A 762-nucleotide genomic window follows, 5' to 3' on the forward strand; every position below is an offset into this window, starting at 1 on the left:
CCGGCGCCACCGCGGCCGCCGCCAAGGGTGGCCGGGCGAGCGCCGGCACGGCGAAGCGGGCCACCGCCAAGGCGGGGACGACCAGGGCGGGCGCGCGCAGCACGGGTGGCCGGGCGGCGCAAAGCGAGGGCGGCCGCAAGGGGGGCAGCGCCAGCACCCCGCGCAAGGCCGCGGCGGCGCGCAGCAACGGCGCCAAGGGCGGCGCAGCGCGCGGGACGGTCGCCGCGACCACGAAGCGCGCCACGGGCACCACCGCCAAGCGCGGCACCGGCGCGACGGCGAAGCGTGCCACCAGCGGGACGGCGAAGCGCGCCACCGGCGCGACGACCAAGCGCGCCACCGGCACCACTGCCAAGCGCGCCACCGGCACCACTGCCAAGCGCGCCACCGGCACGACGGCAAAGCGCGCCACCGGCACGACGGCAAAGCGGGCTACCGGCACCACCGCCAAGCGCGGCACCGGCGCGACGACCAAGCGCGGCACCGGCAGCACTGCCAAGCGCGCCACCGGCGCGACGGCGAAGCGTGCCGCGGGCGGCACCAGCAAGCGCACCGCCGGCACCGCTGCCAAGCGCGCCACCGGCGCAACGGCAAAGCGTTCGACCGGCACCGCGGCCAAGCGCGCGGCTGGTGCGACGGCCAAGCGCTCCGCCGGCACGGCCGCGAAGCGCACGGCCGCGCCGAAGCGCGCCGCCGGCACCGCCGCGAAGCGAAGCGCCGCCGATGGCGCCAAGCGCGCCCCGGCCGCGAAGCGTGGCGCCG

The 762-nt window shown here is 80.2% G+C and carries 1 protein-coding gene; it reads right to left on the reverse strand.

Annotation, left to right across the window (positions count from 1 at the left end):
- Positions 1-762, reverse strand: a 762-nt coding sequence (locus tag E2C06_RS38370; RefSeq protein WP_165982925.1) for a hypothetical protein, incomplete at both ends; no start/stop codon positions are given.

It is taken from the genome of Dankookia rubra (genome assembly GCF_004355005.1).
In the GTDB taxonomy this organism is placed as follows: domain Bacteria; phylum Pseudomonadota; class Alphaproteobacteria; order Acetobacterales; family Acetobacteraceae; genus Paracraurococcus; species Paracraurococcus ruber_A.